23 protein-coding genes are annotated in these 23,263 nt (G+C 43.3%); 15 read left to right on the forward strand and 8 right to left on the reverse strand.

The features are described 5' to 3' along the window. The first annotated feature begins 162 nt into the window (after positions 1–162). Positions 163–1,341: a type IX secretion system outer membrane channel protein PorV gene (gene porV, locus FO440_RS09010; RefSeq protein ID WP_144247860.1), complete on the forward strand. Its 1,179-nt coding sequence runs from the start codon at positions 163–165 to the stop codon at positions 1,339–1,341. 3 nt (positions 1,342–1,344) lie between these two features. After that, a complete protein-coding gene (gene ispF / locus FO440_RS09015) occupies positions 1,345–1,827 on the forward strand; it encodes a 2-C-methyl-D-erythritol 2,4-cyclodiphosphate synthase (RefSeq protein WP_144247861.1) in 483 nt (160 codons plus the stop codon). A 498-nt stretch (positions 1,828–2,325) separates the two neighbouring features. Here the strand turns inward: ispF and FO440_RS09020 are convergent, their stop codons facing one another. The 4 genes from FO440_RS09020 to FO440_RS09035 form a co-directional block, all read right to left on the reverse strand. Next, the gene (locus tag FO440_RS09020) at positions 2,326–2,700 is read right to left on the reverse strand and encodes a hypothetical protein (protein ID WP_144247862.1); all 375 of its coding nucleotides are present in this window, start codon (positions 2,698–2,700) and stop codon (positions 2,326–2,328) included. A gap of 196 nt (positions 2,701–2,896) precedes the next feature. Next, positions 2,897–3,262 (reverse strand): hypothetical protein, encoded by a 366-nt coding sequence (locus tag FO440_RS09025; RefSeq protein WP_144247863.1) that lies wholly within the window; start codon positions 3,260–3,262, stop codon positions 2,897–2,899. 150 nt (positions 3,263–3,412) lie between these two features. After that, positions 3,413–6,778, reverse strand: coding sequence for a glycosyltransferase (locus tag FO440_RS09030; RefSeq protein WP_144247864.1), 3,366 nt, complete (start codon positions 6,776–6,778; stop codon positions 3,413–3,415). 33 nt (positions 6,779–6,811) lie between these two features. Further along, complete coding sequence (locus tag FO440_RS09035; protein ID WP_144247865.1) at positions 6,812–6,973, reverse strand: FeoB-associated Cys-rich membrane protein; 162 nt, start codon at positions 6,971–6,973, stop codon at positions 6,812–6,814. Positions 6,974–7,141: 168 nt separating this feature from the next. Here FO440_RS09035 and typA point away from each other — a divergent pair, with 168 nt between their 5' ends. The 8 genes from typA to FO440_RS09075 all read left to right on the forward strand — a co-directional run bounded on the left by typA (position 7,142) and on the right by FO440_RS09075 (position 15,741). Then, entirely contained in the window at positions 7,142–8,950 is a 1,809-nt protein-coding gene (gene typA / locus FO440_RS09040; protein WP_144247866.1) for a translational GTPase TypA, read from the forward strand. Positions 8,951–9,039: 89 nt separating this feature from the next. Next, positions 9,040–9,816: a hypothetical protein gene (locus FO440_RS09045; protein WP_144247867.1), complete on the forward strand. Its 777-nt coding sequence runs from the start codon at positions 9,040–9,042 to the stop codon at positions 9,814–9,816. An 84-nt stretch (positions 9,817–9,900) separates the two neighbouring features. Beyond that, positions 9,901–10,584, forward strand: coding sequence for a class I SAM-dependent methyltransferase (locus FO440_RS09050; protein WP_144247868.1), 684 nt, complete (start codon positions 9,901–9,903; stop codon positions 10,582–10,584). A gap of 58 nt (positions 10,585–10,642) precedes the next feature. Next, a complete protein-coding gene (locus FO440_RS09055) occupies positions 10,643–11,413 on the forward strand; it encodes a class I SAM-dependent methyltransferase (protein WP_144247869.1) in 771 nt (256 codons plus the stop codon). A gap of 2 nt (positions 11,414–11,415) precedes the next feature. Continuing rightward, positions 11,416–12,537: a glycosyltransferase gene (locus FO440_RS09060; protein ID WP_144247870.1), complete on the forward strand. Its 1,122-nt coding sequence runs from the start codon at positions 11,416–11,418 to the stop codon at positions 12,535–12,537. Then, positions 12,534–14,033, forward strand: a complete 1,500-nt coding sequence (locus FO440_RS09065) for a lipopolysaccharide biosynthesis protein (protein WP_144247871.1) — start codon at positions 12,534–12,536, stop codon at positions 14,031–14,033. Before FO440_RS09060 ends, FO440_RS09065 begins: the two co-directional genes overlap by 4 nt. Positions 14,034–14,049: 16 nt before the next feature. Beyond that, entirely contained in the window at positions 14,050–14,823 is a 774-nt protein-coding gene (locus tag FO440_RS09070) for a class I SAM-dependent methyltransferase (protein WP_144247872.1), read from the forward strand. After that, on the forward strand, positions 14,824–15,741 hold the full coding sequence (locus tag FO440_RS09075) for a glycosyltransferase (RefSeq protein WP_144247873.1): 918 nt from the start codon (positions 14,824–14,826) through the stop codon (positions 15,739–15,741). 468 nt (positions 15,742–16,209) lie between these two features. Here the strand turns inward: FO440_RS09075 and FO440_RS09080 are convergent, their stop codons facing one another. The 4 genes from FO440_RS09080 to asnS all read right to left on the reverse strand — a co-directional run bounded on the left by FO440_RS09080 (position 16,210) and on the right by asnS (position 18,895). Next, positions 16,210–16,407: a hypothetical protein gene (locus FO440_RS09080; protein ID WP_144247874.1), complete on the reverse strand. Its 198-nt coding sequence runs from the start codon at positions 16,405–16,407 to the stop codon at positions 16,210–16,212. A gap of 16 nt (positions 16,408–16,423) precedes the next feature. After that, positions 16,424–16,801, reverse strand: a complete 378-nt coding sequence (locus FO440_RS09085; RefSeq protein ID WP_144247875.1) for a VOC family protein — start codon at positions 16,799–16,801, stop codon at positions 16,424–16,426. 73 nt (positions 16,802–16,874) lie between these two features. Then, positions 16,875–17,339, reverse strand: coding sequence for an SRPBCC family protein (locus tag FO440_RS09090; RefSeq protein WP_144247876.1), 465 nt, complete (start codon positions 17,337–17,339; stop codon positions 16,875–16,877). 119 nt (positions 17,340–17,458) lie between these two features. Continuing rightward, complete coding sequence (gene asnS, locus FO440_RS09095) at positions 17,459–18,895, reverse strand: asparagine--tRNA ligase (protein ID WP_144247877.1); 1,437 nt, start codon at positions 18,893–18,895, stop codon at positions 17,459–17,461. Between the two features lie 187 nt (positions 18,896–19,082). Between asnS and FO440_RS09100 the strand changes: the two genes are divergently transcribed. The 5 genes from FO440_RS09100 to FO440_RS09120 all read left to right on the forward strand — a co-directional run bounded on the left by FO440_RS09100 (position 19,083) and on the right by FO440_RS09120 (position 23,263). Beyond that, positions 19,083–19,313, forward strand: a complete 231-nt coding sequence (locus tag FO440_RS09100; RefSeq protein WP_144247878.1) for a DUF433 domain-containing protein — start codon at positions 19,083–19,085, stop codon at positions 19,311–19,313. Then, positions 19,310–19,672: a DUF5615 family PIN-like protein gene (locus FO440_RS09105; RefSeq protein ID WP_144247879.1), complete on the forward strand. Its 363-nt coding sequence runs from the start codon at positions 19,310–19,312 to the stop codon at positions 19,670–19,672. The genes FO440_RS09100 and FO440_RS09105 overlap by 4 nt, the downstream gene beginning before the upstream one ends. 129 nt (positions 19,673–19,801) lie before the next feature. Then, positions 19,802–20,671 carry a DMT family transporter gene (locus FO440_RS09110; protein ID WP_144247880.1) on the forward strand — a complete coding sequence of 290 codons (870 nt, stop codon included), beginning with the start codon at positions 19,802–19,804 and terminating at the stop codon, positions 20,669–20,671. A 304-nt stretch (positions 20,672–20,975) separates the two neighbouring features. After that, positions 20,976–22,898 carry a DNA primase gene (dnaG, locus tag FO440_RS09115; protein WP_144247881.1) on the forward strand — a complete coding sequence of 641 codons (1,923 nt, stop codon included), beginning with the start codon at positions 20,976–20,978 and terminating at the stop codon, positions 22,896–22,898. After that, positions 22,898–23,263 (forward strand): YraN family protein, encoded by a 366-nt coding sequence (locus FO440_RS09120; protein ID WP_144247882.1) that lies wholly within the window; start codon positions 22,898–22,900, stop codon positions 23,261–23,263. The genes dnaG and FO440_RS09120 overlap by 1 nt, the downstream gene beginning before the upstream one ends.

Here is a 23,263-nt window from a genome sequence, read left to right on the forward strand (position 1 = left end):
TTAATTAAGGGTTAATAGTAATTAAACTCTTTTAACGAAAAAACTTATGATAGTGTTGCATTGCCTTATTACTATTTTATAAAACAAAAACTTTTGTCACTTTTATTAGTAAAAGATATAATTAATCTATATTTATCCAATTAATTTTAAACCGATTGACTAATGAAGATACTTTACAGTAAGGCATCCTTTGTATTTACTATATTGTTATTACCCCTGTTTGCTATTGCTCAAACCGGTGCAAACACTAACGGTAGTAATTACCCTAATGCTATCCCTACCGGCGTTCCGTTTTTAAATATATCGCCCAACTCAAGGTCGGGTGGTATGGGCGAGGCAGGTGTAGCATTGTCGCCCGATGTAAATGATAATTACTGGAACCCGTCAAAACTTGCTTTTTTAGACGACAGCGCCAAAAACAGTGTGGCTTTGTCCTATAGCCCATGGCTGCGCCACCTGGTGCCTGATGTTAGCTTGTCATACCTGAGCTTTGCCCACAAACTGGATAACAGGAATACCATTGGTGCATCGCTTCGTTATTTTGATCTGGGTACTATTCAATTAACAGATCTTCAGCAAAATAACCAGGGGACATTTCGCCCCAGCGAGTTTTCATTCGACGTGTCATTCGCGCGCAAGTTTGGTAATAACTTTTCACTGGGTTTAACAGCGCGGTATATCCATTCAAGTTTATCTGACCAGTCGTTCGCTACCGGTACAAGCCAGGATACCAAGGCCGGCAACGCATTTGCCGCCGATGTGTCTATGTACCACACCTCAAAGGTGCAGCAGTTTGGTAAAGATGCAACCTTTAGCTATGGCGTTAACATTTCAAACATTGGTACCAAGATCAGTTACTCTGATGTGATTCCGGGTTACTTCTTACCTACCAACCTAAAGATAGGCGCGGCCAATACGATTGTTATCGACAATTTAAACCAGATAACCGTAGCGCTCGATTTGAATAAGCTACTGGTGCCAACCCCGCCGATCAGGGATATTAACGGTAACATCATTAAAGGGCATGACGACAACGTATCTGTACCTGCAGGTATCTTCGGGTCATTTGGCGATGCGCCGGGTGGTTTTAGCGAGGAGATCAAAGAGATCTCGTTCTCTCCGGGTGTTGAGTACATGTATGATCAGCAATTTGCCATCCGCGCGGGCTACTTTTACGAGAATGCCGACAAAGGTGGCCGCAATTACCTGACTTTAGGCCTTGGCCTTAAATACAGCATGTATAGGTTTGATTTCGCTTATATAGCTGCCAGCCAGCAAAACAGCCCATTAGCCAATACGCTTAGGTTTACCCTGGCTGTAAACTTTGGGGGTACCAGGTAGTTTATGGGTAAAGTTAGGGTAGGATTTGGGTTTGACGTACACCAGTTACGCGAACACCACCCGTTTGTTTTGGGCGGCGTTAATTTAGAACACCATGCTGGCGCCTACGGTCATTCTGACGCAGACGTATTACTGCATGCCATTTGCGATGCTTTATTAGGCGCGGCTAACCTGCGCGATATCGGCTTCCATTTTTCAAATACCGACGACCGCTGGAAAGGCATCAGCAGCCTGAAACTGTTACAGCACGTAATGGTATTGCTGCGCGAAAAGGGGTGGGAGATAGGCAACATAGATGCCATGGTATGCCTTGAAGCGCCTAAGATCAATCCGCATATCCCGGCTATGAAAGTGCATATAGCTGCCGCTGCCAGCATCTCTGAAGACGATATCTCCATCAAAGCCACCACCAACGAGAAGCTGGGCTTTATAGGCCGCGAAGAAGGCGTAGTAGCTTACGCGGTTTGTTTGATAGAGAAGGCTTAGTTATTAAAGTTTAAAGATTGGGCCCTGCCGGCAGGATTAGACCGCTACCTGCGTGTACCAGATTGAAAGTGTCCTGATGATACACTTTGGTGCACCTGTTTTTGAAATTGACTGTAAAATAGTTAGTTAACTTTTTAATATTGACCTGGTGGTACAATTTGGTACACTTTTTCTTGCTTTTAGCGGAATTTTGGTGCTGTGTTTAATGACAAAATAGTGTCACCATATTTTTAATTTATGTATATTGTGCCTGTGCCTGTGCCCTGTGTTATCAACTTGCCGGCAACACGCGCAATTATTGCGGTGATATGCTAATAAGGCACAAGTTGCTTTTACTCCCATTCCCAACCCGACATCTTGCGCCAGCTTGTGGGATAAGAAAATTAATGGCTGTTTTTGCAATAATATTTGTAGGTTAGCGATACCTCTTTAAACGCCAATGCCAGCGCAAGTATGTCGGGCAGGCCAGCGTGTGAAAGGCTACTTGTGCCTTATATATCAGAACCCCGATGTGCTATTTAATATCTTATCAACTTTAAATACACCATTTTCTTTTACTATAGCAAGATATATAGTAGTGGTACGTTTGTGCAGGTTTTTATCTTCACGATACTCATCATTTGAGTATGAAACGCTGTAATGACCGGCAATTTTTGGGTCACGTTTAATGACTAATGTCTTTGTCCATTTTTCATCGCTGTCCTGGCCATTGATTACTGCATCTGAGTCGGTCGACTCGCCCAATTCTACAAGTTGTTTCCGGCATTTGACAGTGCAGTATTTTTTGCGCAACTCGATCGCTTTTACATCGCCATGTTTTAGATCCGGGTCTGAAAAGGTCGACATATAAGCCGTATAAAAGGTTTTTAACATAGCAGCAACCTGTGGCTCATCGGCCGCAGTTGTGACTGTGTTTTCGCCGAAAGCAAAATCAGGATAAACGATAAAATAAGGATTGGTTTTTTCATGGTGATAAAGTTTACCATGAATATAGGTAGGAAATGTAGAAGTGCAAGAATTTTTGACACTTCTGTCTCAGCGGGACTCCGTTGGAAGACCCTGTGGGGACTTAAAATGTAGACCTCACCAAAGGAGTAATTAAAAAACGGTCATCATTTTCTTTATCCCACCTTGCCCAATAAGATAGAAGGTCTTTATATATTTCTCTATCAGGATTTATCAAATCAGTTATTTTTGACCATAATAATTGATTCGTATCTTCTTTGACAGCTAAAAAATCGTCATAAGAAGCTAATATTAAAGATATAACTGCGTACTTTTCAGAAACAGAGAGGCTTGAATGTTGAGCTATCTTTATGAAGTCATGCACTCTATTTGAATCAGCAAATTCAATATCCCAGTCCTGTTCCGCTCCGGTATAGTTTAACCCTAATAAATTGTTTAATCCGAGTAATACAGATTGGTCAATGATCATTTATTTCAGTTTTAGCAGGGTCTCTCGAAGAGGACCCTGCGTTAATTGTGCAACCACAGGGTCTCCGCTGAAAGACCCTGTGGGGACGTTTAAAAATAAAACCGCCCCATAATTAATTTACAAGGCGATTTCTATTTATCGATCAGACATTTACTTCTGGTCTTCTACATTCTTCACATTCCCCGTACGTTTCAATACGCCCCAGCCGCTATGCTCACCTTTTAAGGCGCGGCGGATAGATTTAAACAGGATATAGTACATCAGCTGGCGCCATACAAAACGCTGCGGTATAATGTATACCAGCTTTTTGTAATCCTCTTTTTCCATCCAGAAGGCAATGATGCCTACAATAAAATCAACCAGTACAAATACTACATAGTAGATAATGATCTTACCGGGTTTGTCGCCAAACAGGCCCAGGATCATAAACAGATCCGCCAGCGGCGAAAACAGCGGCAGTATGATCTGGAAGATGAGGATATTTGGCATACCCACCATCCCGAAGAATTTGTACTTTTTGTTAAACAGCGCTTTGCGGTTTTTCCAGAAGCTTTGCATTACCCCATAGCTCCAGCGGAAACGTTGTTTCAACAACGCGTTGATGGTTTCAGGGGCTTCGGTATAGGCAATAGCTTCGGCGCAATTCCTGATGATGTAACCTTTCCGCAATATCCGCATGGTCAGGTCGCAATCTTCGGCCAAAGTATCGGTGGTAAAGCCGCCCGCCTCAAAAACAGCCGACTTGCGGAACGCGCCGATTGCGCCCGGCACAACGGTTATACTGTTGATCAAATCGAATGCGCGGCGGTCCATGTTCTGCGCCGTAATATATTCTATCGACTGCCAGCGGGTAATGATATTGTTTTCATTACCAACTTTTACCGTACCTGCCACCGCGCCAATTTCGTCGTCGGTAAAATAGGTCATCAGCTGGTAAATAGCATCGTCCTTAAGCTGCGTATCGGCATCAATACAAACCACAAAATCAAACCTTGCGTGCGAGATACCAAAGTTCAGTGCCGATGCCTTACCGCCGTTAGGCTTGGTCAACACCATTACCTGCGGGTTATCGCCATAAGCCTTATAAACAATATTATAGGTATCGTCCTTTGATCCGTCGTCTACGAATATTATTTCAAAATCTTTATACTCTGTTTTAAGCAGGCTTTCGATGGTTTTTAGAGCCGTAATGTCCTCATTATATGCAGGTACTATAATGCTTACCGGTTGCAGCTGCATTTTAGCCACCCTGTCGCGGTAGCGTTTAAAACTTTTGTTTTCTGCATATTGCCTTACCGCTAAAATACCTATCAATACAATGCGGCCTATGGCCAGGAAAATAGCCGATAAAAACAGGTACAGCAAGAACCAGTTGCCATAAAAGAAGCCTACAACAAATACATCATACAAAGAACCAAAGATCCCGCCTTCGTGCTTAACCGGCGGCATCAGTTCGTCCTTGCTTTTATCTAATATATCGGCAATGGTAGTAAACTGGTAGCCGTGGGTTTTAAAGTAGTGGATGATCTCAGGCAGTGCCTTAACCGTTTCTTCGCGGGTATCGCCGCCGGCATCATGCAATAACAACATCGAGCCATTGTTTGCCTGCCTAATGGTACGGGCTACAATACTGTCTTTGGTTACGCCCGGCTGCCAGTCCCATGGGTCTATAGACTCGCCGATGTTGATATAGCTTTGTTTACGGCTCTCTGCTACCGGGATAACCTCGGCCAGGGTTTGCGGCTCGGCATCGGCGTTAAACGGCGGCCTGAACAGGATGGTACTGTGGCCGGTTACTGATTCGATGAGCTTGCGCGTAGCATTCAGCTCTAAATTAACCCGATCAATACTTACCGTTGAGATGTCAGGATGGAAGAAAGTGTGATTACCAATTTCAAATCCGTCATTATACTCGCGGCGCAGCAACTGCATGTTTTTTTCGGCCATAGAGCCTACTACGAAAAAGGCTGCAGGAACTTTTTCCCTTTCTAAAATGTCTAATATTCGTGGGGTGAAATCAGGGTCGGGGCCGTCGTCAAAAGTCAGTACAATTTTCCCCGGTTTATAACCGTATTTGCGGATAACGTATTTGGTTGGCAGCTTGATATAGTTTTGATTGGTGATAACGAAGTTGGTAGTGTCCATCTTTACATCGATCTTACCTTCAACCGGAGTGGTGATCAGGTCGAGCACCTCGCCGTTACCTTCGTAGTATATTTTGGTATTCAGGCCCACATAAGTAAGACGCCTAAGGTCGACACCGGTTTTTCTCAGCGAGTCGATAGCCAGGTTTTTCTGGAAGAAGCTCCACAAACGCGGGTCTTCGCTGCCTAAGCGCCACAGTGCCACACCGCCGGTGTCCCAGTCGTCGGCCATGCGGATAATGTTAAAGTTGGTAGCCGCGTCTGTAAAGTAAACCGTATGTTCAAGCCCGTCCTGCCCGTCATATTTAAAATGCAGGTTGGCCGAAAAGGGATCGAAAGTGATAGCGCTCTTATTTTCATGCGCGGTACTGATGGCGGCCTGGTAACCTATGCCCTTGCCAACACTGTTTTCCGGCCAGTCAACACCTCCGCCAAAAACAGTTAGAATAACTTTTTCGCTCGGTATTTCGTCGCAAACCTCATCCAGTATTTCTTCAACCCAATGCTGGTTTGAAATATCGCCTGCGTTACTGTCTTCAGTATGCTGGCTTATGGCCATTACAAACAGGAAGTCGTTATAATGCTGCAGTTTCTTTAAATCATACTGCTCATCATCGGGCACAACGTTTTGCGTAACTAAAAAGCCTAAGGGGTGCAGTGTATTGTAAAGCTCCTGCTCAAACTTAACAAAATCAGGTTCATTACGATTTTTTATATCGTCAAATTCAAGATTGATACCTTGAAAATGATATTTGTTTAACTGCTTTACAATGCTGCTGATGAAAGTAGTGCGCAGGGTTTTATTTTTAACAATGCGCTCAACATCTTTCGAGTCAAAACCGCCATTCGCGGCATCATAATTCACATAGTTTGACAGCGTGATGAGTACCGGTTTTTTGTATTTTTTATTAAGGTTGATCAAGCCGGTATCAACGTTAGCTACAATGGTGTCCGCGTCCTTCTTCATCATGAAGCCTTCGCTCACGATCATGTCCAGGTGGCTGATATTGGTAACCAATGAAGTATATGCCTGAGCTTCCCAGGGGCGGTAAAACGCGGCGTTTATACGATCTTTGTTATTGGGGTGCTTTAAACGGTAAGCGCTGCGGGTGCGTTCCAGCTTTTGGATCCCTGCCTTATCGATCTTGAAATTTTTAAATTGCTTTGATTTTTTTAATTGGTCCAGTTCCTCTTTGGTTAACTTTTTAGGGGCTGGATTTAAATCAGGAAGATCAGGGTATTGCCTGGATGTGATGGTAATTACAGCGCCCACTACGCTACAGATCAGCACCAGCACTATAATCCGGCTAAGCCATTTAAATCGGTTCCATCTACCCGGGGTATCAGCTTGAAAAACCTGCTTTTCGGCCATTAAAATTTAATTAGTAAAATATTTAGGTTGATGCTATTTAAAGTTTTTCTCGGGGTCGATATTTGAAAAATCAACACCGCATTTGCAGTTACTGCCGCAACTTTTCTTTGCAAATAGATTTTTATACATAAGCCGGCCAATATAGAATACGGCACCGGCAAATATGATCAAAACAAGTATTGCCTGTATATTCATGGTCACAAAATTAATACATTTTATTAACAAACGCAGATATATTAGATATGTTCTCCATGCCCCTGCTTTTTTACGTTAAAGTGAAATATTGAGCTTGTTAAAAAGATGTTAAAGCTTTTAATTACCATATATTAACCGTACCTTTGCGCCAAATTTTAGAGGCATTTCATGCAAAAAATAAGAAACATTGCGATCATCGCACACGTTGACCACGGCAAAACTACTTTGGTTGATAAAATTCTGCACAGCTGTGCAATTTTCCGCGAAGGCCAGGAAACTGGTGAGCTGATACTGGATAATAATGACCTGGAACGCGAACGTGGTATTACCATCGTGTCAAAAAACGTTTCGGTAGTATATAAAGGTGTTAAGATCAACATCATTGATACCCCTGGTCACGCCGACTTTGGCGGCGAGGTTGAGCGTGTATTGAAAATGGCCGACGGCGTTTTATTACTTTGCGACGCTTTTGAAGGCGCTATGCCTCAAACACGCTTTGTAACCCAAAAAGCTTTGGCTTTAGGCTTAAAGCCAATTGTGGTTGTAAACAAGGTTGACAAAGAGAACTGCCGCCCTGAAGAGGTTTATGAGCAGATCTTTGAATTGTTCTTTAACCTTGAGGCTACAGAAGATCAATTGGATTTCCCGGTAATTTACGGTTCATCAAAACAAGGATGGATGAGTACTGATTACAAGAAACCAACAGAAGATATTTTCCCGTTAATGGATGCTATCCTGGAAAACATTCCGCCGGCACCTATTAATGAAGGTTCATTACAAATGCAGATCACATCTTTAGATTACTCTTCATTTGTGGGCCGTATTGCTATCGGCCGTGTTGCCCGTGGTACCATCAAAGAAAACATGCCGGTATCATTGGTAAAACGCGATGGTACTATCCAAAAAACAAGAATAAAAGAACTTTATACATTTGAAGGCTTAGGTAAGGTTAAAGCTACCGAAGTTAGCGCAGGCGATATTTGCGCGGTTGTAGGTATTGAGGGTTTTGATATTGGCGATACCATTGCCGATTTTGAAAAACCTGAACAACTGGAGATAATCCATATCGACGAGCCTACCATGAACATGTTGTTCACAATTAATACATCACCGTTTTTTGGTAAAGAAGGTAAGTTTGTTACTTCACGTCACTTACGAGATCGTTTATACAAAGAGATGGAGAAAAACCTGGCGCTTAAGGTTGTTGAAACCGAGTCGCCTGACTCTTACCTGGTTTATGGCCGTGGTATCCTTCACTTATCAGTATTGATCGAAACCATGCGTCGCGAAGGTTATGAATTACAGGTAGGCCAGCCGCAGGTTATCGTTAAAGAAATTGACGGTGTTAAATGCGAGCCGGTTGAAACTTTAATTGTTGACGTACCGGGTGATGTTGCAGGTAAAGTAATTGAGTTGGTAACCCAACGCAAAGGCGACCTGTTGATCATGGAGCCAAAAGGCGATCTGCAACACTTAGAATTTGAGATCCCGTCACGCGGTATCATTGGTTTACGTAACAACGTATTAACCGCTACCGGCGGCGAAGCTATCATGGCACACCGTTTTAAAGATTATGAGCCATGGAAAGGTCCTATCCCGGGCCGTTCAAACGGTGTATTGGTATCAATGGATACCGGTAAAACTACCGCTTTCGCTATCGATAAATTACAGGACCGTGGTCGTTTCCATGTTGATCCGGGAGTTGATATCTACGAAGGACAGGTATTAGGCGAGCATATCCGTGATAACGATTTGGTGATCAACTTAACCAAAGGCAAGCAGTTAACCAACATGCGTGCATCAGGTAGTGATACCAACGTACGTATAGCGCCTGCTATCAAATTCTCGTTAGAAGAATCGATGGAATATATCCAGGCTGATGAATACATCGAGGTTACTCCTCAAAGCATTCGTCTGCGTAAAATATATTTGAATGAAAACGAGCGTAAAATAAACGCTAAGAAGTTTCAGTCATAATAAATTATTAACTATCCAGATTAAAGAGCCGCAATAACGCGGCTCTTTTTTTGTTTAGCTATTATTACATTTGCAGCCGCGTCTGGATCATGAAAAAGTATTCATCTGTTTGGGTTATTTTATTGGCAGTGGTGTGTTTCTACGCCTGTAAAAAAGAGGTTAAGGACACGCAGATCTGCCTGCACGATTCCTCTGTTAATTATTTAAAAAGATGGGCGGTGCAAAGCATCGAAACCAATGTGTATAATAACAATAAAGAGCTGCTAAGCCATACCGTTGTTTATCCGCAGGGATACTTCCAGATCAATGATGATTTTAGCTACAGCCTGTTTAGCGATGGCGACCCGGTAAACGGCAAATGGAATATCAATAAAAATTGCGAATTTGTGCTTAACCCGGCCACAGCCAAAGAGCGCGATTTTTCTGTTATCAAGCTATCTGATGATTCATTGGTGCTACGCCAAACATTGGGCGGCATTATTATAACGCAGCACTACGCGGCATTTAAGTGCCCCGACCTGCCCAGCCTGCAGTTTAGGTGGGATAACGCCTTCACGCTTGCAGCGCCTTACGGCCCTGATACTGTTATCAAGACCATCTATTTAAGGCAACCCGGCTTTTTTCAGCTAAATGCTGATGCCAGCTATAACCTGGTGCAGGCCCCGATGAACGGTATGCCTCCGCCTCCGCCGTTAATGGGTACCTGGGGTATTGCACAGCCCGGCTGCCTTGTTGTACTGGATAAACGGAAGCCAAATCAGCGGTCGTTCGAGGTGCAAAAACTTACAAAGGACTCGCTGGTAATTTGGCGAAAAGATACCACGGCCAAGGTAAACTACCAGCAGCATTATAGTAAGCATAAGTAGCGAGAATTAATGGAAGCGCTCATTACCCATCCAATTTTAAGCAAGGTTTTTTACAGGTCGGTAAAAAAGAATTAACTTAGCCGGATGAAAGGTAATGACCGCCTGTACCCCAGTATATTTAATCCGCGTTACGTAGTACTTACACAATTAAGAGACGCCACTGTTAAAAAAATTGAAGAGCTTACCGCCAGCAATAAAAACTTTGTCTTAATAGATTTTGGCTGCGGCGATATGCCCTACAAGCCGGTTATTGAACCTCACGTAGGTAAATACCTGGGTGTCGACCTTGAAATGAACCCCAAAGCCGATCATCATATTGATTTCGACAGCAAAACCACCCTGCCTGATGACTATGCAGATATCATCCTGTCGAACCAGGTGCTGGAGCATGTCGACTCGCCCGAAGGTTATTTGCAGGAAGCCTGGCGCTTGTTAAAGCCGGGCGGCTCTATGATCCTGACCACACATGGTTACTGGCTGTATCACCCAACGCCCAATGATTACTGGCGTTGGACAGGGGCGGGGTTGAGAAAGACCGTCGAAAAAGAAGCCTTTAACATCAGTTCATTTACTGGTGTACTGGGCCTTACCGCCAGCGGAATGCAATTGTTCCAGGATGGCGTATTGTTTAAACTGCCCAAATTTTTGGTGCCGGTTTGGTCTGTGATCATGCAGGGTATTATTAACCTGTTTGATAAGATCCACACGCAGGCCCAGCGCGATCGTGACAGTGCTTTGTACATTGTGGTTGCCCAAAAACCACTATAATGAATATTTAAGTACTTTTGTGAACGACTAAAATCAAATCTATTCCTCGTATTTATAAATGGAAGAAAAAGTAGACCGTGAAAACGTAGTGTCATATTATGACGAGCACGTAAAATATAAACTGAACGACTATATCATAGTTAACCCCCGCATTGAGTTTGGATGGAAAACTATTATGCAGTTTGCGCCGAAACAACCCTTACGTATTTTAGAGGTAGGTTGCGGTATGGGCAGCATTTGTAACCGTATGCACAAGCAATGGCCAAACGCACATGTTACCGGTATAGATATCAGTACCATGTCTATCCAGATTGCACAAAAGCTGTTCGCGGATGATAAGCTTGATTTTAGAGAAACCATATTAACACCCGAAACTTTCAAAGATGACCAGTTTGACCTGATCGTTTTTATGGATGTTTACGAGCATATAGCTGTTGAAGACCGGCCCGCAGTACACGCCGCCCTGGCTAAAATATTAAAGAATAAAGGCAAAATCATACTTACCGTACCAACACCACATAACCTTAAATGGTGCCTGGTTAACCGCCCTGAAACCATGCAGCCGGTTGATGAGCATATCACCTTTAGTGTAATAGGCAAACTGGCAGCCGATACAGGTACCGAGGTGATACTATATCACCAGAAAGATGTTTGGCATACCGCCGATTACACCCACATCGTACTTGAAAAAAGCGATGACTTTTTAACCGCGTTCTTTACACCAAAACCGGTAACCGCGGCACAGCGTACAGAAAGAATAATAGGTAAGGCAAAAGCCAAATTTGGCAGTTATTTCCGTAAGGCTTTTGTTCGCCGCAAATTAGGATAAACATGGATAGCGGCTACACATTATGCATTATAAAGCCTAATAGATCCTCGTTTTCTGAAACATTTGTACAGGCACATATCGACATGCTGGCCGGCAATAGGCTGGTACTGTATGGCGGCGCCTTCCCTGTTTATGATAATGAAGATAAGCCGCTGATCAAATCAAAATGGGGCCTGTTAAGCTACCTGTTCCAGAAAAAGATATTAAAACGCAAAAGTATAGCCGTAAGGACAAACGCCTTAAAAAACTACCTGGTTGACCATAAAGTAGATGCTGTATTTGCCGAATATGGCATGGTAGGCGCAATGGTGACAGAAGCCTGTAAACAAGCCGGCATTCCGTTGATCATCCATTACCACGGTGCCGATGTATATAACCGCGCCGCTGTTTCAGAATACAAAGATCTTTACCAGGAAGCCTTTAAATACGCCAGTGCTTTTATCTCCGTATCGGCAGATATGGTTGAGACATTGAAAGAAATGGGTGCGCCTGCGGATAAGATCTACAACGCTTCATGCGGCGTGGATACAGAGGATTTTCCGCTGATGGATATTTCAAACTCGCCCATTAATTTTTTAGCTATAGGGCGTTTTGTTGAAAAGAAATCACCATCATCGGTAATTAAAGCATTTAAAATAGTGGCCGATAAATTCCCTGCTGCCAAGTTATGGATGGTCGGCGATGGGCCCCTGTTTGAAGATACCAAAAAACTGGTAGCCGACTTAAACCTGCAATCGCAGGTAACTTTAGCCGGGGTATTGAACAAGGTGCAGATCAAAGACCTGATAAAAAATACGCGTGCCTATGTGCAGCATTCGGTAATAGCTGCCGATGGTGACAGCGAGGGTACACCGGTTTCGGTCTTGGAGGCTTCTTCATCCGGTTTGCCGGTAGTATCAACACGCCATGCGGGTATTAAAGAGGCTGTTGTTGATGGTGTAACCGGCTTTTTAACTGCCGAACATGACATTGAGGGCATGGCGCAGGGAATGATTAAATTAGCCGGATCGCCGGAGCTGGCGGTTAAGTTGGGCAAAGCAGGCCGCGAACACATGATACTCAATTATCATATTAAATCGCGCATAGCATTGCTTGACAGTGTTATACAAAAAAGTATTAAATGAACTTATTAAAGAGACAAGGCTTTTACAACAGCATTATTTTATATGCCGGTACCGCGCTTGGCTTCTTAAACCTGATAGTTTTATTTCAGCATATATTAACGCTCGAAGAAATTGGTTTTTTCACCATCATGAATACTATTACTGCACTGTATGCACAAATAGCATCGGTAGGTATAAAAAACATCATCTTTAAATATTTGCCGCATTTTCGCAGCGATGATAAAAAGCATGGTGGCTTTGTCACCTTTGTAATAGCCTGGTGTACCATAAGTTTTATTTTATTTACGCTGATATTTCTGTTTTTCCAACATTCTATTATCCATTATAATAAAAGCAAAAATGGTGCAGAGTTACTGGTAAGATATTTTTACTATTTGATACCGCTTTCATTTTTGACTTTAGTTTATACGGTAATAGAAAGCCTGGCTATGACTGTTTATAAAAATGTGCTTTCCTCGTTTTTAAACGAGGTTTTTTTAAGGCTATTTACAATGGCAGGCGTATTGTTAATAGGTGCATCACTTATCACTTATCACGATTTCTTATCTATATACATGGCTGCCAACGTGGCTATGGTAGCTATACTATTATTCACAGTTTATAAGGGGGGCGATTTTAAAATAGCCCGCATATCCCCGCAGATCTTAAATAAAAGAAACGAGTTTGTAAAGTATGGTTTTTACACGCTCTTAAGCAGCACTTCGGCAGCGTTGATCGTCAACCTGGATAATATCATGCTGATAGCTATCAACAAAACGCAGAAGCTGGAAGTACTTGGCGTTTATGCTACATTCTTCGCCATAGCGGTAGTGATCAGTTTGCCGGCAAAAGCATTAAATCGCACATCATTACAAATTATAGCGCAGGCCTGGGCCGATAATGACCTGCCTAAAATTGGGAAGATTTATTACAAAACATCGGTAATGCAAATGCTTATCGGCGCGTTATTATTTATCGGTATCGTTGTAAATAAGAATTTTTTGGTGAAGGCATTGCTGCATAAGCATGTAAATGAATTTACCGAATATTTTAACGTGTTTATTGTAATAGGGATCGGTTTTTTAGTAGATATAACCGGCGGTATTAATGGTTACATTGTTAACCTGTCTAAATATTACAGGTACACTACTTATTTTATAGTTGGGTCGGTGATTTTTTGCGTGGCGTCAAACTGGTTGCTTATCCCTAAAATAGGTATGATGGGTGCTGCTGTTTCTTACTCGCTGACCATGTTTGTACTCAATTTTTTATATTGGATATTTGTAAAAATAAAATTTGGGTTGCAGCCTTTTGATAAGACACATTTTTTGATCCTGGTAATAAGCGCCATCTCTTTATTGGCAGGCTTGTATTTGCCGCTTGGCCATAATATTTATATTGATATGATCTTACGGTCGGCCATAGTAGGGGCGATTTACATAGTGTTAGCCTATCTGCTTAAAATATCAGAGGACGTAAACCAGGTAATTAACAAAGTTTTAAATCTTAAAAAATAACAATTGATATCCGGCCATGCAGGAAGTTAACAGCAGCGAAAACCTTAAAACGGCTTATGACAGTTATTATGAAAATAATGACGAAACATGGCGCATGTTGGGTGCCAAATACAAGGTTGAGCATATTATAACCGTTTGTAAGGGTTATACCTTTAACAAAGTGCTTGAAGTTGGCGCAGGCGACGGTGTTATTTTAAAGCTACTTGCCGATAAAGGCTTCGCGACAGAATATCACGCGGTCGAGCTATCTGCCAGCGGGGTTGAACGCATCAAGGAAAGAAACATTGCCAGTATCAAATCTGTACAGGAGTTTGATGGCTATCATTTGCCTTTTGCCGATGAAAGCATGGACCTGATCATACTTACCCATGTGTTAGAGCATGTAGAGCATGAGCGTTTGCTGCTGCGCGAATTAAAACGTGTTGCCAAAATGGTGGTAATTGAGGTGCCGCGCGATTACCGTTTCGGGGTGGATACCCGCATTAAACATTTCCTGGCTTACGGACATATTAATATGTACACGCCAACCTCTTTACGTTACCTGCTGGCTACAGAAGGGCTGGAGGTAATAAAGGACCTTACCGATACCATTGCGCCCGAGGTGACCAAGTTTTATACTTTTGAGACATTAAAAAAGCCGAAGAACTTTATAAGTAGTTTGAAGATAGACCTTGAGCATAACGTGAAGAAAATTGCCGCATCGGTATTCGGTAAAAAAATGGAAGAACAATTTGCCAACTATTATACCGTTCTGTGTAAAAAAGCCGACCACCAGCCCGAGATATTTTAAATGCAGAAGCTTGCCCCTATAGCCTTGTTTGTTTATAACCGGCCTGATCATACGCGCCGTACATTGGCATCGTTGCAAAAAAACGTGCTGGCGTCCGAGTCGCGCTTGTTCATTTTTTCTGACGGGCCACGGACCGATGCCGATATGGAAAAGATCAACGAGGTTAGGGATCTGGCTAAAGAGGTCGTAGGCTTTAAATCGGTGAAGTTAATAGCACGAAATGAAAACCGCGGGCTTGCCAATTCCATCATCAGCGGTGTTACACAACTGGTGGACGAGTTTGGAAAAGTTATTGTTTTTGAGGACGACCTGATCACATCGCCCTATACCCTTGAATATTTTAACGAGGCCCTTACCAAGTACGAAAACGATGAGTCGGTTATGCACATTGGGGCATATATGTATGGCCTTGCCGATAAAACCCTGCCCGATGCTTTTTTTTACCGCATAGCCACCAGCTGGGGCTGGGCCACCTGGGCACGCGCCTGGAAAAATTTTGAACCGGATATTGATAAGCTGATAGACCAGTTCGACAAAAAAAAGATCCACGATTTCTCGGTAGAAGGCACCATGAATTTCTGGAAACAGATCCAGGAGTTTAAGGCCGGTAAGAACAACTCCTGGGCCATAAGGTGGTACGCATCCATATTTCTAAAAGGAGGGCTTGCGTTGCATCCCTCGCGCTCACTGGTGCATAACATAGGCCATGACGGTACGGGCGTACACTCAAACATCGAACACATGTACGGCGTTAACATCGCCCAAAAGCCGGTGAAAAATTTCCCGACAGAAATAAAGGAAAATCAGCAGGCACATATCGCCATCAGGCGTTTCCTTAAAAACAGGAAGGGCAGCCTGATGCAAAGAGGCGTAAGGCTGGTGAAACAGTTACGGATAAAATACGCGGGGAAAAAATAATAGCTATTATCGGGGTTAAATATAATGTTAGTTCGGGATAAGAAAACCGCATTGTCATTTCGAACGAACATGAGGGGTATTGTGCCTTGGAGTGAGGAGAAATCTTTTACATCAAGCATTTTTGCACTGTATTTTGTATAAGATTTCTATTTCGCGGCTTCCCGCAACCTCCCCCGCATTGCTCTATCGAAATGACACCCTTTATTTAAGAATGCTCAAGCTACGTACGTTATAATAACTATAAGCTTATTTAACTTTCGGCACTATTTTATAGCTTTCTTTAATCACTGCTTCGTTCACGGCTTTTATCCTGTCCACGTCCATTTTCTCCATCGGCCGGTTAAGCGTCCACGCTTAACTGAACTGCCGAAGCAAGCGTCAACGCTTGCGATATGTTTAAGTGAGTGTGGACACTCACAACGTAAAGTATTCAAGCGAAGATGCTTGAATAGGCGTTAGGTAACGTATTTAACTATCTTCTACTATGAAACCGTCGTATTTTAAAACAGCTTTGATGTTGCCATCGCCTATTTCAATTGTTTTAAGTATAGCAATAGCAGTATTCAGATCTTTTTTCTTTACGGCGTCACGATAATTGTCACTTTGCCCGCTGACATATAAGCGTTCATTAACTGTCATTCCCGAAAAATCATGTTTATCTGCCATTATTAAAGATAGGTTATTACAACTGCGTCAGCGACAAAACATTGCCGTCCACATCCTTAAACCAGGCCACCCGGGCACCGCTGGGCGATACCCAGATACCTAAGTCGTCCTGCCTCATAAAGTCGAAGTTGTATTTTTCGCAATAAACGCCTTTTTCATTCAGCTGCTTTATGCTGTCTTCAATGTCAGACACGTTCCAGCCTAAAACGGTAAATATTTGTGGTTTAAGTGTTGGTACAGTAATTACTCTTAACAAAGTACCATGCGCGTTAAACTCCATCCCGTAATCATCCTCACTTAAAAAAGTTAAACCCAATATGTCGCGATAAAAAGTTCTGGCCGCGGCAGGTTTTACCGTTGGGATAAAAGTTTTGGTGATGGCGTTGCTGAACATAAACTAAAGGTAATTAAGATGTTGCTAATGCACAACAAAAAAGCAAGGGGGATGTTTTTGCATCGCAGGTTCCTCATTGAGCCCACTTATCCGACTCGGCAACTTGCTTGATCACAAGGTTGCGCTGCTTTAAAAGGCTGGTCATGTATGCTTTCAGGGTGATCAGGTTAAACAGCTTACCCAGAATCCAAAATGGCGACTCGAACATAAAAATATCCTTCATTATAGTTTTTCCATCCACATAAAAAAAGTAATGCTCATGCCTGAAACTTTTAAAAGCGCCCTTAACCATTTCATCAGCAAAAAAATGCGGCGATTTAAGTTCGACAACCTTCGAGGTTAAGGTTTGCCAGATAAAGAAATGTTTGGCCCGCCAGGCAACTGTTTCATTAAGCTCGATCAGGCCAGATGTTCTGCCTGCAATTGCAGTTTCGCCGGTATGATTGGTGGATATTAAATGCAGATCGATACTCCTTGCCAGATCAAAGCAGCGTTTTGCAGGGGCGTTGATCTCGGTGATGAGTTCGATGGTTGGCATAATATTAAAGTGATTACACAGATTTTTAAGAAAGATTCCACCGATTATTTTAGTGAGATTACACCGATTGATCAAACAAAATCGGTGCAATCAAAAGCCAATCGGTGTAATCCAAAAAATTAAAATTCCGCGTTCTTAGGGAACCTTGGGAAAGGGATCACATCACGGATGTTGCCCATGCCGGTAACAAACAGCACCAAACGCTCAAAGCCTAAGCCAAAGCCGGCATGTGGGCAGGCGCCGAAACGGCGGGTATCCAGGTACCACCATAGTTCGTCTTTTGGTATGCCCAGGTCGTCCATACGTTCTTCCAGCTTATCCAAACGTTCTTCACGTTGTGATCCGCCTACGATCTCGCCAATGCCCGGGAACAAAATATCCATAGCTGCAACGGTTTTGCCGTCCTCGTTCTGACGCATGTAGAATGATTTGATCTCCTTAGGATAGTCCGTCAGTATCACCGGTTTTTTAAAGAGCTTCTCTACCAAATAACGCTCATGTTCTGATTGCAGGTCGGTGCCCCAGCCCTCAACCGGGTATTGAAACTTCTTCTTTTTATTCGGGGTCGATTCTTTTAGTATCTCTATTGCTTCAGTATAAGTCAAACGCTCAAAATCGTTAGCTAAACAAAACTGTAGCTTTTCAGTCAGGCTCATTTCAGAGCGTTCATTCTGCGGTTTTTGCTTTTCTTCGTCCAGCAAGCGTTGGGTTAAAAACTCAATATCGTCCTTGTTCTTATCAAGCGCGTAGGCTATCACATATTTCAGTAATGCCTCGGCGGTGTCCATGTTATCCACGATATCTGCAAAGGCCATTTCAGGCTCAATCATCCAGAACTCGGCCAAATGGCGGGTAGTGTTGGAGTTTTCGGCACGGAAAGTAGGGCCGAAGGTATAAATATCGCTCAGCGCCATCGCACCCAGTTCGCCTTCCAGTTGACCAGACACAGTTAGGTTGGTGGCACGGCCAAAAAAATCCTGTTTAAAATCAACCTCGCCACCGTCTGCCTTTGGTACATTATCCAGGTCGAAGTTTGTTACGTGGAATGTCTCGCCGGCGCCTTCCGCATCGCTGGCGGTAATAATCGGTGTATGCAGGTAAACAAATCCTTTCTCCTGGAAAAACTGGTGTATAGCAAATGCCAGGCTGTTACGCACCCTGAAAATAGCGCCGAAAGTATTGGTACGGAAACGCAGGTGCGCTATCTCGCGTAAAAACTCAAGGCTATGTTTTTTAGGTTGCAGCGGGTATTTCTCCGGGTCGCTGTCGCCTAATATTTCAATTGTTTTTGCCTTAACTTCAACCGTTTGCCCTTTACCTAATGACGCTACCAGCAAGCCGAACACGCTAATGGCGGCACCGGTGGTTATGCGCTTTAACAGGGCAGGGTCGGTGTTTTCAAAATCTACTACAACTTGTATGTTATTATTGGTCGAGCCATCATTTAAAGCGATGAATTGATTGTTGCGGAAGGTACGTACCCACCCCTTAACGGTTACATCAATATCTGTTTGTGTGCTTTCTAATAATGCTTTGATCTTAATACGCTGACTCATTGTTGTAAAAAATTTAGAGCGGCTAAATTACAATTATTATACGATTAGACTTACGAAGTTTTTAAAACTTAGATTTACTGTATAATGGTACAGCCAATAGTCTGTGCTGTCCTTTTTAGCTCAAATACATTGCATTGATTTTTTTGCTATTTATTATTTAACTTTGAATAATAGCAAGAAGTAAAAAATGAAAAACCTGGAACGGATAACTTTAAACCCAAATGTAATGGGGGGCAAGCCTTGTATAAGAGGCTTGAGAGTGACTGTTGGTACTATTATCGGTTTACTGGCTTCTGGTCAAACTAACGAAGGTATTTTAAAAATGTATCCTTATTTGCAAGCAGAAGATATTACCGCGGCTTTATCATATGCAGCCTGGCGATCTGAAGAAATTGAAGTGCCGCTTGCCACGGCATGAAAATATTAATTGATATGAATTTATCTCCTGAATGGGTTCAGGAATTTAAACTTCATAAAATTGAAGCCGTTCATTGGTCTGAAGTTGGCAGGTTTGACGCACCCGACGAAATAATTATAGATTGGGCTGTAAAAAAAGATTATGTGATATTTACTCACGATCTGGATTTCGGCACAGCATTGGCATTGACTAAAGCTAATAGACCCAGCGTTATACAAGTCAGAACTCAGAACGTAACTATCAAAAATTTGTCAGCCATGCTTTTCACTACACTCACAAATTATTCTGATCTGTTAGAAAAGGGTGCATTGATCGTCTTGGATGAAGATAAAAAACGCATAAAAATACTTCCTATATAATTAAACTACTAAAAAGGCCGGTCGTGGTGAGCCCGTCGAACCATAGCAGGTAAGGTCATCGCACTTCGAGGTGCCATCTCGATGATAACGCTCTTTATTCATCGGGCAAAATGGTAAGTTTGCGCTGTCATGAATCCCAAACTAAGCCTGGTTATCGGCATCATCTGTATTTCGTTTTCGCCCATATTTGTAAAGCTGGCAGATGCCCCGCCCATAATCTGTGCTTTTTACCGCATTTTCTTCGCTTGGATATTGTTGCTGCCTTACTGTCTTTACAAAAAGAACCTGGCCATGGCACGTAAAGATATTTTGCTGGCGCTGATAGGCGGTATGGTGTTCGCCAGCGATATAGCTACCTGGAATTTGTCGCTAAAATTGATCAGCGCAACCGTGTCAACCCTGCTGGCCAACCTGGCACCCGTTTGGGTAGGCCTGTTAAGCTACCTGTTGTTTAAAAAGAAATCGGGCTGGCTGTTCTGGACAGGTACCTGCATTGCCATTACCGGTATGGTGGTATTGGTTGGCGTGAGCAATTTTATTCATTTAAAATTAAGCCTGGGGATGATTTACGCCGTAGCGGCCAGTTTGCTGTACTCTATTTATATACTGATAACCAAGGATATTTTAAAACGGATTGCGACAGTTCCGTTTATGTTTTATAACATGCTGGCGGCAGGTGTTTTTTTACTCATTATCTGCAATTTATTAGGTAAGGACCTGTTTCATTACGACCTGAATACCTGGGGCAGCCTGATCAGTATGGGTATCATTTGCCAGCTAACCGGGTGGATCACCATTAATTATGCCATCAGCTTTTTAGAGTCTACCAAAGTCGCTATAGCCTTACTTAGCCAAACCGTTATTGCAGGCCTGTTAGCGGTGTTTATGTTGGGCGAGCGGCTTGATCTGATGGAAATTATGGGCAGTGTGATCGTGTTGGTTGGGATAGCGATAACATTTTTGAAGCCGAAGCAGGTAAAAGCGGTTTCTGTAAAATAGCGATGGGTTTTAAACCCATCGCTATTTTACCGGATTGTTTGGTGGCGCTATTTTGTCAGTAAACCATGTTCTGAAAAAATACTTATAAGTCAGAAAAAGTGTTCCAAACTGTATCATGAAACCGGATTTAAGAAATCAACTGTTTTATTACCAGTTCATTGCAAAAACGAGTGTATTAAAGTGTACCACCCGGGGCACATTCATGTGGCACACCCCGGCCATAGCTAAGCTTTAAATAAAATGCGTAAATTACCTCTCGCTATTTATGGCAATCAATAATTGCCCTACATTTGCATTTTAACGTATGATACTAAAATCAACTGTCGACCGGATTATGGAAGCCACAGATATTGTGGAGGTGATAGGCGAGTTTGTGCAGTTAAAAAAGCGTGGCGCCAACTATGTAGGCCTGTCGCCGTTCGCTAATGAGCGTACGCCCTCGTTCACGGTGTCGCCGGCAAAGGGCATCTTTAAAGATTTCTCATCCGGCAAGGGCGGCAGCGCCGTTACCTTTTTGATGGAGCTGGAGAAGTTCACCTATCCCGAAGCATTAAAATGGCTGGCCAAGAAATACAGCATCGAGGTTGAAGAAACGGTAGAGACTGCCGAGAACAGGGAGGAAGAGAACCGGCGTGAAAGCCTGATGATCGTATCGGGGTTCGCTGCTAAGTTCTTCCATGAAAGCCTGCTGGATACCGACGAAGGTAAAGCCATAGGCCTGAGTTATTTTAAAGAACGCGGCTTTACTGCCGATACCATAAAGAAGTTCGAGCTGGGCTACTCGCCCGACCAATGGGAAGCTTTTACCGGCCAGGCTATTAAAGAGGGCTATCAGCCTGAGTTTTTGATAGACAGCGGCCTGTCGGTAAAGCGTGATAACGGTAACCTGTATGACCGTTACCGCGGGCGCGTGATGTTCCCGATCCATAGCTTTACAGGTCGTGTGATCGCCTTTGGCGGACGGACGCTGAAAAGCGATAAGAACGTGCCCAAATACGTCAACTCGCCCGAGTCGGAGATCTACCATAAATCAAACGTGCTTTATGGTTTATACTTCGCCAAGAAGTCCATCCGCGAAGAAGATAACTGTTATCTGGTTGAGGGCTATGCAGATGTCATATCGGTACATCAGGCGGGCATTGAGAACGTGGTGGCATCGTCGGGTACGTCGCTAACTGTTGAGCAGATCAGGCTGATAGGCCGCCTAACCAAAAACATCACCATCTTATATGATGGCGACGCGGCGGGTATAAAGGCGGCAGTACGTGGACTTGACCTGATCCTTGAAGAAGGGCTGAACGTAAAGGTAGTGCTCTTCCCTGACGGGCATGACCCCGACTCGTACGTTCGACTGGTAGGTACCAACGGCTTTAAGAAGCACATAGAGGACAATAAGAAGGACTTTATCCTTTTCAAAACCAACCTGCTGCTTAAAGAGGCCGGTAATGATCCCATAAAGAAATCAGAGGTGATCAGGGATATCGTTGAGAGTATTGCTAAGATCCCCGATTCGATAAAGGCTTCAGTGTTTATAAAAGAATGCAGCAACCTGTTGCAGATAGACGAGCGCGCACTGCTATCCGAACTGAATAAAATGCGGCAGGCCAAAGCCAAAAAGGACAGCCAGCAACCCAATGGCCGCATGATAACCCCGGTTGAGGATTACCCGGTAGTTGAGGAGCCTAAAGAAGAACCTAAAGAAACCTACTCGCAGGAGAAGGAGATAGTACGCCTGCTGCTGTTGTACGGCAATAAGATGATAGACTGGGATGGCATTGCCAACACCTACATTGGCCCGTTTATGATTGCCGAACTGAACGACGTGGAGTTTGAGTATCCGGCGGCTAAAACGTTTATAGAGATCTACAGCAAAGAGGTGGAGAACGGCGTATTGCCCGAGGATCAGCATTTTATCCATTACCCTGACAAAGAAATTGTTGACCTGGTGGTTACACTAATTGCCACTAAATATACGTTAAGTGAAAACTGGTACGAGATGCATAAGATCCTGGTGAGCGATGAGCAGGCCAATATGAAAGCTACCATACTAAGTGCCATATTCCATTTAAAAATGCATAAGGTTGGCAAAATGCTGGATAACTTACGTACTGAACTGCAAAACGCTAAAACTGATGAAGACCAGGATATATTGCTTACCCAATACATGCGGATGAAGAAGGTAGAGAAAACCATATCTGATTACCTGGGATCAGTTATTTTGAAATAATGGCGCAGCACAATGACCTGGGCCGACTGGGCGAAAGCCTGGCAAAAACGCATTTAGAACAGGCAGGCTACGAGATACTTGACGAGAACTGGACACACGGAAAAGCCGAGATTGACCTTATTGCTTATAAGGACAAGGTTATTATATTTGCCGAGGTAAAAACGCGCACCGGCACCGGTTTTGGCGAGCCCGAAGATTTTGTTGATACACGCAAGCAAAAGCTACTGGCCGATGCTGCCGCCGAATACATTTTTTTGATGGATCACCAGGGCGAAGTGCGCTTTGATATTATTGCCATACTATTTAAAAACGAAACAAGTTACCGGCTAAACCATATTGAAGATGCGTTTTGGCCATCTGCCTAA

Source organism: Mucilaginibacter corticis, from assembly GCF_007558865.1.
Taxonomy (GTDB): Bacteria; Bacteroidota; Bacteroidia; order Sphingobacteriales; family Sphingobacteriaceae; genus Mucilaginibacter; species Mucilaginibacter corticis.

Coding starts and splice junctions, on each gene's coding strand:
- FO440_RS09025 (WP_144247863.1), bottom strand. CDS start 3,262: ATGATCATTGACCAATCTGTATTACTCGGATTAAACAATTTATTAGGG.
- FO440_RS09055 (WP_144247869.1), top strand. CDS start 10,643: ATGGAAGAAAAAGTAGACCGTGAAAACGTAGTGTCATATTATGACGAG.
- FO440_RS09045 (WP_144247867.1), top strand. CDS start 9,040: ATGAAAAAGTATTCATCTGTTTGGGTTATTTTATTGGCAGTGGTGTGT.
- FO440_RS09070 (WP_144247872.1), top strand. CDS start 14,050: ATGCAGGAAGTTAACAGCAGCGAAAACCTTAAAACGGCTTATGACAGT.
- dnaG (WP_144247881.1), top strand. CDS start 20,976: ATGATACTAAAATCAACTGTCGACCGGATTATGGAAGCCACAGATATT.
- FO440_RS09020 (WP_144247862.1), bottom strand. CDS start 2,700: ATGTTAAAAACCTTTTATACGGCTTATATGTCGACCTTTTCAGACCCG.
- ispF (WP_144247861.1), top strand. CDS start 1,345: ATGGGTAAAGTTAGGGTAGGATTTGGGTTTGACGTACACCAGTTACGC.
- typA (WP_144247866.1), top strand. CDS start 7,142: ATGCAAAAAATAAGAAACATTGCGATCATCGCACACGTTGACCACGGC.
- FO440_RS09105 (WP_144247879.1), top strand. CDS start 19,310: ATGAAAATATTAATTGATATGAATTTATCTCCTGAATGGGTTCAGGAA.
- FO440_RS09060 (WP_144247870.1), top strand. CDS start 11,416: ATGGATAGCGGCTACACATTATGCATTATAAAGCCTAATAGATCCTCG.
- FO440_RS09110 (WP_144247880.1), top strand. CDS start 19,802: ATGAATCCCAAACTAAGCCTGGTTATCGGCATCATCTGTATTTCGTTT.
- FO440_RS09035 (WP_144247865.1), bottom strand. CDS start 6,973: ATGAATATACAGGCAATACTTGTTTTGATCATATTTGCCGGTGCCGTA.
- porV (WP_144247860.1), top strand. CDS start 163: ATGAAGATACTTTACAGTAAGGCATCCTTTGTATTTACTATATTGTTA.
- FO440_RS09075 (WP_144247873.1), top strand. CDS start 14,824: ATGCAGAAGCTTGCCCCTATAGCCTTGTTTGTTTATAACCGGCCTGAT.
- FO440_RS09030 (WP_144247864.1), bottom strand. CDS start 6,778: ATGGCCGAAAAGCAGGTTTTTCAAGCTGATACCCCGGGTAGATGGAAC.
- FO440_RS09120 (WP_144247882.1), top strand. CDS start 22,898: ATGGCGCAGCACAATGACCTGGGCCGACTGGGCGAAAGCCTGGCAAAA.
- FO440_RS09080 (WP_144247874.1), bottom strand. CDS start 16,407: ATGGCAGATAAACATGATTTTTCGGGAATGACAGTTAATGAACGCTTA.
- asnS (WP_144247877.1), bottom strand. CDS start 18,895: ATGAGTCAGCGTATTAAGATCAAAGCATTATTAGAAAGCACACAAACA.
- FO440_RS09085 (WP_144247875.1), bottom strand. CDS start 16,801: ATGTTCAGCAACGCCATCACCAAAACTTTTATCCCAACGGTAAAACCT.
- FO440_RS09050 (WP_144247868.1), top strand. CDS start 9,901: ATGAAAGGTAATGACCGCCTGTACCCCAGTATATTTAATCCGCGTTAC.
- FO440_RS09090 (WP_144247876.1), bottom strand. CDS start 17,339: ATGCCAACCATCGAACTCATCACCGAGATCAACGCCCCTGCAAAACGC.
- FO440_RS09100 (WP_144247878.1), top strand. CDS start 19,083: ATGAAAAACCTGGAACGGATAACTTTAAACCCAAATGTAATGGGGGGC.
- FO440_RS09065 (WP_144247871.1), top strand. CDS start 12,534: ATGAACTTATTAAAGAGACAAGGCTTTTACAACAGCATTATTTTATAT.